Here is a 7,851-nt window from a genome sequence, read left to right on the forward strand (position 1 = left end):
CCGGAGGCCTTCACGCCGCCGAACGGCGCGGCCGGGTTGGAGACGATGCCCGTGTTGAGTCCGACCATGCCGACTTCCAGAGCGTCGCTCACGCGGAAGCTGCGGTCCACGTCCTGGGTGAACAGATAGCCCACGAGCCCCCACGGGGTGTCGTTGGCCATCTCGACCACTTCATCCTCCGAATCGAAGGGGATCACGGGCGCCACGGGGCCGAAGATCTCCTCGGTCATCAACTGCGATGCCGGGTCCACGCCGGAGAGCACGGTGGGGCTGTAGAAGAAGCCGGGGCGATCGGGGCGGGAACCACCACATTCCACGGTGGCACCCTTGGCCACGGCGTCGTCCACGAGTTCCTGGACCTTGTCGAGTGCTTGGCTTCGACAAGAGGCCCGACGTCGGTCCCGCCCTGAGCGCCGTCGCCCACCGATAGCCCGCCCAGCCGCTCGGCGAGCTTGCGCGAGAACTCGTCCATGACCGAGCGATGCACGAACAATCGGTTAGCTGCGGTGCAGGCCTCGCCCATGTTGCGCATCTTGGCGGCCACGGCGCCGTCGACCGCGCGGTCCAGGTCCGCGTCCTCGAAGACGATGAACGGCGCGTTGCCACCCAGTTCCATGGAGGAGCGCATGACGTGCTGCGCGGCCTGTTCCAGGAGGCGGACACCCACATCCGTGGATCCGGTGAAGCTGACCTTGCGAGCAATTCCGCTGGCCATCCACGGGCCGACCACCGAGGAAGCCTTCTTCGTGCACACCACGTTGAGCACCCCGGCGGCAGCCCAGCCTCGATCAGGATGTCGACCAGGGCCAGGGAGGACAGCGGCGTAAGGTTCGCGGGCTTGAACACCATGGTGCAACCGGCGGCGATGGCCGGGCCGATTTTGCGGGTGCCCATGGCCAGCGGAAAGTTCCACGGCGTCACCAGCACGCACGGGCCCACGGGTTGCTTGGACACCATGATGCGGTTCTTGCCGTCAGCGGTCATGGTCTGGTCGCCACCGATCCGCACGGCTTCCTCGGAGAACCAGCGGAAGAACTCGGCGGCGTAGGCCACCTCCCCTTTGGCTTCGGCCAGCGGTTTGCCCATTTCCGTGGTCATGATGAGGGCCAGCTCGTCCTGGCGCTCCATGATCAGGTCATACGCGCGGCGCAGGATTTCACTGCGTTCGCGCGGTGGAGTGGCGGCCCATTCTTTCTGAACCCGCCCGGCGGTTTCGATGGCACGCCGGCGTCTTCGGGTCCGCCGTCGGCCACGGTGGCGATGACCTCTTCGGTCGCGGGGTTGAGCACGTCGAAGCGGGCTCCGGAGGCAGCCTCGCTCCACTGCCCATCAATGAACGTGCCCGTGTTGACCGTGGCCACCGCATCCAGCGCGGCCTGCGAGGTGCGATGTTCGGTGGTGTGTGTGCTCATCAGAGTTCCTTCGTTCGACGTTGGCGGGCCCGATGGCCTAGAGCCCGATGCCTGAGATTCATGTGGTTGGTGTTCCGGTGGTCCGGTTTCCAGCGGTCGGGGTTTCAGTAGTCGGTGTTTCAGTAGTCGGAGATCCGGGGTCCAAGATTTCGGCGATGTGAGTGCCGCGCGCGCTGGGATCCAGCTGGTTCACCTGCATCGCGCACGAGAACCCGTCCGTGAGCACCGCGGTGTCCAGCGCGGCTTCACGCAGGGCCGGGGCCAGAGAGGTCTCCGCGACCTTCATGCTGACCTCGTAGTGTTCGGCCTCGAAACCGAAGTTTCCGGCCACCCCGCAGCACCCGTTTGCCTCGCTCACCTCGGCCACTCCCGCGGCGGCGAGCGCCTTGCGTTGGGTCGCGGGTCCGAACACGGAGTACTCGTGGCAGTGGGTCTGTACGACGGCGCGCTGCGGCACCGGCCGCGCGGGTTCCGCCAGCCGATCCTCGCCGGCCAGCGATGTCACGTGCGCGGCGAAGCTCGTGACCCGGCGGGACACCCGCTGCGCCTGCTCGGTGTGCACGAGTTCCGGCAGATCCTTCCGCAGGGCTGCGGCGCAGCTGGGTTCGATGACCACAATCGGGCGGTCGGTTCCGTCATCCAGTGCGGCTGCGGCTCGGGTCAGCAGTTTCTTGGCGGTGCCCAACTGTCCCGTGGAGATCCAGGTGAGTCCGCAGCAGACATCTGCCGAGCACTCGACCGTCTCCCCCGCCCCGGCCAGAACACGGGCAGCGGCGCCGGCCACCTCGGGTCGGAAACCGCGAGTGAAGGTGTCCACGAAGAGCACGGCACCGGGTGAAGGATCGCCGCCGTAAGAGGAACTGCTCGACGTGGCGCCACTAGAAGGGGCAGGGCCGGAAGTGGCACCATCGGAGGTGGTGACGGATAGACCGCCGGAACCGTCCCGCGGAAGGATTCGAGCGGCGTCGTTGACCTCGGTACGCCACTGCCCCGCGCGAGCGAATTGTGGCATCGCACGGCGCGTGGTGAGGCCCCCGAGCCACGCGGCGACCTTGCCCAGCGGCGTGGCCAGTACCGCGTTCACGAGCGGCGCGATTCTGCCCGCGATCACGAGCCAGCGCGGCAACCAGCCCAGCGAGTAGTGGGAGCGCGGGCGGATCCGACGCGCGTAGTAGTGGTCGAAGAATTCGGACTTGTAGGTGGCCATGTCCACGCCGGCGGGCAGTCCGTGGCGCACGCCTTGCACGAGAGGCACAGGTCGAGGGCCTCGCGGACGTCGTTGGATTTCCACCCTTCGGCCACGGTCGAGGCACCGCGCACCATGTCCTGCAGCACCCGGGCACGGCCGCGTGTGGAGTCCTTCTCGTCGTGGGTGGCCCGGAAGCTGGGGCACATCACGCCGCCGCTGTCCGCGCGGCACCGCCCCACGCCAATGCAACCCTGGACGGCGTGCACCCAGGGATCAGCTGCGCGGCGTGCCCGGACTCGCGGGCGGTTTCCGCCGCCCCCACGGCTTGCAGGTCGAAGCTCGTGCGCCATTCCCGGTCCGGAACGCCTGCAGAGCCAGGTGCGCATCGATAGGCTCCGGGTCCACGATCGACCCCGGATTCAACAGCCCCGTGGGATCCCACACTCGCCGGAACGCGGCGAAGGCCTCGAGCATCTCGGGCGAGTACATGATGGGCAGCAACGCGGAACGAGCTCGACCGTCGCCGTGCTCACCGGACAGCGAGCCGCCGTGCCGAACCACCAGGTGGGCGGCATCGCGAGTGAAGTTCCGGTACACCTCGCGACCGGCCTCGGTCCGCAGGTCGAAGGTGATGCGAATGTGCATGCACCCCGCACCGAAGTGCCCGTACATCACGCCGTCCAGGTCATAGTCGCCCATGAGAACGCGAAGGTCAGCAAGGTAGTCGGCGAGTTTTTCCGGTGCCACGGCGGAGTCCTCCCAGCCGGGCCAGGATTCACCGCCCGTGGCCAACCGGGATGAGAGACCTGCGCCGTCCTCGCGGACCCGCCACAGGTTGGCGCGTTCCTCCGGGTCGGGAACCGCGATGCCCTCCACCAGGCGGCCGTTCTCGCTCAGCCGCTCCAGCAGTTCATCCGCCTGCGCCTTGACCGCTTCCTCCGTGTCACCGTCCAGATCCACGAACAACCAGGCGTTGCCCTCCGGCAGCGCCCTGACGGAGTCCGGCCCGCGCCGCCAGCGCATGGTTTCGACGATGGCCTTGTCGGTCCCCTCGACCGCGGCGGGCGAGAACTCGAGGATCGTGGTCACGTCGCGAGCGGCGTCGACCACCGTGTCGTAGCCAGGCACACCAGCAGCGCGCTGGCGGTTTGGGTACCAACCGCATGCGAGCGCCCACGACCAGCGCGCACGTGCCCTCGGATCCCACCAGGCGCGGGCCACGTTGAATCCCTTTTCCGGGAGCAGGTTCTGCAGGTGATACCCGGAGACCTGGCGCGGGATCTGGCCGAGCTCCACCCGGAATGCGGCCAGGTGCTCTTGAGCGAGCGCGCGCAATTCTCGGCTCAGTTCCTCGGCACGCATGATCGAGGCCCGGTCGGTCGGGTCCGTGGAGCGCAGGTCGGTCGCGGTGGCGGTCAGCCTGGCACCGTCCGAGGTGACCACGTCGATCTCGACCGTGTGATCGCTCGTCCGCCCGTACCGCACGGAATGGTTGCCGCACGCGTCGTTGCCGATCGCCCCGCCCACCGTGGCGCGGTTCTTCGAGGACGGATCTGGGGCAAACGTGAGCTCGCCGCCGGTCGCGGCCTCAACCTCGCTGGTCAGGGTCGCGAGCACCACGCCGGGTTCCACGTTGACGGTCCCGGCGTCCCGGTCCACCTCCAGGATCCGGTCCATGTAACGCGAAAAATCGACGACGACGCCGCGCCCCACCGCATTGCCCGCCATGGACGTGCCGCCGCCTCGGCTGACTATGGGAGTGTGGGTTGCCGCGCAGGCGCGCACCGTAGCGACCACGTCGTCCACGGTGCGCGGAAAGACGACGGCGAGGGGTCGCACACGGTAATTGGAGGCGTCGTACGCGTACTCGGAGGTCCTGCGCTCGGACGGGTCGACCTCAATTCCCGCGTCGTGCAGCCGGGCAATCACCGGAATTGCTGCGGGCGTCACGGGCGCCTCAGTTTCCGGCGTCCGAGCCGGCCGACGCCGTAACGGCGGCCAGAGCGGCGTCGAACCGTTCGAGGCCCTGTTCGATCTCGCGTTCGGTAACCACGAGCGCGGGAATCAACCGAACCACGTTGCCCGCGGGGCCGCACGTGAGCGTCAAAAGATCTTGCTCCACGGTGGCCTGCTGCACGGCGGCCGCGGTCGCAGCGTCCGGCGAGCCGTCCGGAGCGGTGAACTCGATACCCTGCATCAGGCCCAGCCCGCGCACATTGCCGATCACCGGATGGCGGGACTGGATGTCCAGGAGTCCGGCGTGGAGCTGATCGCCGCGAACCCGGGAATTCTCAACAAGACCTTCGTCCTCCACAACCTGAAGGGTCGCCACACCGGCCGCCGCGGAGACCGCGTTGCCGCCGTAAGTGCCACCCTGCGAACCGGGCCAGCCCTTGGACATGAGGTCATTCGAGGCAGCGATCGCGGAAATCGGGAAGCCCGATGCGATGCCCTTGGCCATGATCTGGATGTCCGGCAGCGCCGTGGAGTGCTGATGCCCCCAGTACTTTCCGGTGCGCCCCACACCGGCCTGCACCTCGTCGAAAATCAGGAGGATGCCGTGGCGGTCGGCTCGTTCGCGCAGGCCCTCGAGGAACCGCGGGGGCGTGGGGATGTAGCCACCGTCCCCCAGCGCCGGTTCGATCAGGAACGCCGCGGTGTCGTTGGGGGCCGTGCGCGTGGTCAGCAGGTAGTCGAGCTCCTGCAACGCGAAGTCCACGGCGGTGTCCTCGTCCCAGCCGTAGCGGTAGGCGTAGGGGAACGCGGACATGTGTACGCCGGACATCAGCGGCGAGAATCCGGCGGAGAACTTGGTACCCGCGGTCGTCAAGGACGCCGCCGCCACCGTGCGGCCGTGGAATCCGCCCTGGAACACCACGATGTTCGGACGGCCGGTGGCCATGCGGGCCAAGCGCACCGCGGCCTCGACCGCTTCCGAACCCGAGTTGGCAAAGAACAAAGAGTCCAAGCCCGCGGGCAGCACTTCGCCCAGTTTCTCCGTGAACTCCAACAGCGGCTTGTGCATCACGGTGGTGTACTGCGCGTGGATCACCTTGCCCACTTGCTCCCGGGCCGCCTCCACCACCTTGGGGTGGCAGTGACCGGTGCTGGTCACACCAATGCCCGTGGTGAAGTCCAGGTACTCCCGGCCGTCCGTGCCGTAGATCCAACTTCCCAGGGCGTGATCGACCACAACCGGAGTTGCCTGCTTCAGGAGAGGGCTCAGAGATGTCATGGGTCACATTGTCCTGGCGCAATCGAATGATTGTCAACAATCAGAGGATTGCCCTAGGGTGCAAGTGTGGAGCCGAAACAGAACCCCGAAAACCGACCCAAACTCGTGGTGCTCACCTCAGCCAGCGCACCCGACCTGGCCAACGCGCAGGAGATCGAGGAGCTCGCCGAGGTCATCTACGCGGACGCCGAGCATCTATCCGACGCCCTGCCCGGGGCGAAGGCACTACTGCTCTGGGATTTCTTCTCCACAGCCTTGCGGGACGCCTGGCAGTCGGCCACGGACCTTGAGTGGATCCACGTGGCGGCGGCCGGGGTGGACTCCCTGCTGTTCGACGAACTCCGCGGCTCGGACATCACGGTGACCAACGCCCACGGCGCCTTTGACGCACCCATTGCGGAATTCGTGCTCGCCTCGATTCTGGCCCACGACAAGCAACTGCACCGCAGCAAGGACCTGCAACGCGAGGCGCAGTGGCAGCACCGAGAGCTCCAACAAACCGCGGGGCAACGAGCCCTGGTGGTCGGCACCGGAGGCATTGGCCGCGCCACCGCCAGACTGTTGCGCGCGGCAGGACTGAAGGTCACGGGCGCTGGACGCACGGCCCGCGAACGCGACGAGGATTTCGGCACGGTGATCGCCAGTTCGGAGCTCGCGGAGCACGTGGGCGAGGTCGACCATCTGGTGCTGATCGCACCCCTGACCGACGCGACGCGGGGCCTACTGAACCAAGAAGTCCTCGAGCACATGAAACCGAGCGCGCACGTGATCAACGTGGGCCGCGGGGCGCTCGTGGACGAACCCGCGCTCTTGGACGCGCTCCGCCAGGGGCGCGTGGCGACGGCGTCGTTGGATGTCTTCGAACACGAGCCACTCCCCCGCGAGCACCCGTTCTGGGCGATGCTCAATGTTCACATCTCCGCGCACATGAGCGGCGACGTGATCGGCTGGCGCACCACGCTGGCGGAGCAGTTCCAGGACAACTTGGGCCGTTGGTTACGCGGTGAGACCTTGAAGAACCAGGTCGACAAGCAACTGGGCTACGTGCGCAGTCACTAGTCAGAAGCACAATCCGACCCCGCCACCGCTCGGTGTGCGGGGTCGTTTCTGTGCGCCCGCGCAATAGCACGAAATTTTTCGACAAACCTCTTGACCTGTGACTCAGCTTACAGTATATTTCATATTACGGAAAACAGCTTCCGGATGATGAAAGGAATGAGAAATGTCGAACGCACCTGCACTGCAGCCCACGTGTCCTACTTCAAGTACACCGGCGATACGCTGGACCCGGATTTCTCCGCCGGTAGCAGCAAGATCGAGAACCGTTCCGCTGAAATGTGGACTCTGGCCGTCTCAGCTGCTTGCATCGGAGCAGCACTGTCCCGGATCCTGACCCGCTGATCGCGGATCCCACCGGAACCACCAAACACTAGGAGCAGCCATGTCCCGCGAACTCGCTACGGGCGATACCGCCCCCGCACTCAACCTCACCGCCCATGACGGCAACACCGTGAATCTCGGTGATCAGAACGAGCGCAGCGCTGTGGTGTACTTCTACCCCAAGGCCTTCACGCCGGGGTGCACCACCGAGGCATGCGACTTCCGCGACAACCTGGCCGCCATCAAGGGCCTGGGTTACGACGTGTACGGAGTCTCCGGGGACAGCCCGGAAGAACTCAACCGTTTCGTGGAGGAGTACCACCTCCCCTACACACTTCTTTCCGACCCCGATCACGCAGCCGCCAAGGAATGGGGCGCGTGGGGTGAACGCACCATCAACGGTGAAACCTCCGAGGGTCCCCTGCGCTCCACGTTCGTCGTGAACGCAGACGGCACGCTCGTGAACGCCGAATACCGCGTCGATGCGAAGGGACACGTGGGTCGCCTCGTGTCCGAACTGTCCAACGGTTCCTGAGAACCGTCACTAGACTCCGCCCGGACAGTGGCCTCCTGGACGGACGGAAATAGCGGCAGCCGCCTTCGGGCGGCTGCCGCCCTTTAACGCCTTTCTAGGC

Annotated in this window: 6 protein-coding genes and 2 pseudogenes; 3 read left to right on the top strand and 5 right to left on the bottom strand. The window is 66.5% G+C overall.

All coding sequences use genetic code 11. The features are described from left to right. The 5 genes and pseudogenes from YO9_RS0108085 to YO9_RS0108100 all read right to left on the bottom strand — a co-directional run. Window positions 1-1,412 (bottom strand): annotated as a pseudogene (locus YO9_RS0108085) (NAD-dependent succinate-semialdehyde dehydrogenase); the annotation flags it as partial. 58 nt (window positions 1,413-1,470) lie between these two features. Next, window positions 1,471-2,667, bottom strand: coding sequence for a (Fe-S)-binding protein (locus YO9_RS0108090; RefSeq protein WP_031272912.1), 1,197 nt, complete (start codon window positions 2,665-2,667; stop codon window positions 1,471-1,473). 23 nt (window positions 2,668-2,690) lie between these two features. Then, a pseudogene (locus tag YO9_RS20780) lies at window positions 2,691-2,987 on the bottom strand (hypothetical protein); the annotation flags it as partial. Continuing rightward, on the bottom strand, window positions 2,875-4,551 hold the full coding sequence (locus YO9_RS0108095) for an FAD-binding oxidoreductase (RefSeq protein ID WP_223286286.1): 1,677 nt from the start codon (window positions 4,549-4,551) through the stop codon (window positions 2,875-2,877). The pseudogene YO9_RS20780 and the gene YO9_RS0108095, both read right to left, overlap by 113 nt. Window positions 4,552-4,558: 7 nt before the next feature. Next, window positions 4,559-5,836 carry an aspartate aminotransferase family protein gene (locus YO9_RS0108100; RefSeq protein ID WP_016997011.1) on the bottom strand — a complete coding sequence of 426 codons (1,278 nt, stop codon included), beginning with the start codon at window positions 5,834-5,836 and terminating at the stop codon, window positions 4,559-4,561. A gap of 66 nt (window positions 5,837-5,902) precedes the next feature. On the opposite strand from YO9_RS0108100, the gene YO9_RS0108105 reads away from it, so the two are divergent. The 3 genes from YO9_RS0108105 to YO9_RS0108115 all read left to right on the top strand — a co-directional run bounded on the left by YO9_RS0108105 (window position 5,903) and on the right by YO9_RS0108115 (window position 7,751). Continuing rightward, complete coding sequence (locus YO9_RS0108105) at window positions 5,903-6,895, top strand: D-2-hydroxyacid dehydrogenase (protein WP_016997012.1); 993 nt, start codon at window positions 5,903-5,905, stop codon at window positions 6,893-6,895. A 156-nt stretch (window positions 6,896-7,051) separates the two neighbouring features. Next, window positions 7,052-7,237, top strand: coding sequence for a hypothetical protein (locus YO9_RS17570; protein ID WP_223286287.1), 186 nt, complete (start codon window positions 7,052-7,054; stop codon window positions 7,235-7,237). Between the two features lie 40 nt (window positions 7,238-7,277). Then, window positions 7,278-7,751 carry a peroxiredoxin gene (locus YO9_RS0108115; RefSeq protein ID WP_016997014.1) on the top strand — a complete coding sequence of 158 codons (474 nt, stop codon included), beginning with the start codon at window positions 7,278-7,280 and terminating at the stop codon, window positions 7,749-7,751. The last annotated feature ends 100 nt before the right edge of the window (window positions 7,752-7,851 follow it).

The sequence above is a fragment of the Kocuria atrinae C3-8 genome (genome assembly GCF_000286355.1).
Classification (GTDB): Bacteria; Actinomycetota; Actinomycetes; order Actinomycetales; family Micrococcaceae; genus Kocuria; species Kocuria atrinae_A.

Bases quoted from the DNA above. Each gene is read 5' to 3' on its own strand.
- YO9_RS17570 (WP_223286287.1), top strand. From the start codon at position 7,052: ATGAGAAATGTCGAACGCACCTGCACTGCAGCCCACGTGTCCTACTTC.
- YO9_RS0108100 (WP_016997011.1), bottom strand. From the start codon at position 5,836: ATGACATCTCTGAGCCCTCTCCTGAAGCAGGCAACTCCGGTTGTGGTC.
- YO9_RS0108115 (WP_016997014.1), top strand. From the start codon at position 7,278: ATGTCCCGCGAACTCGCTACGGGCGATACCGCCCCCGCACTCAACCTC.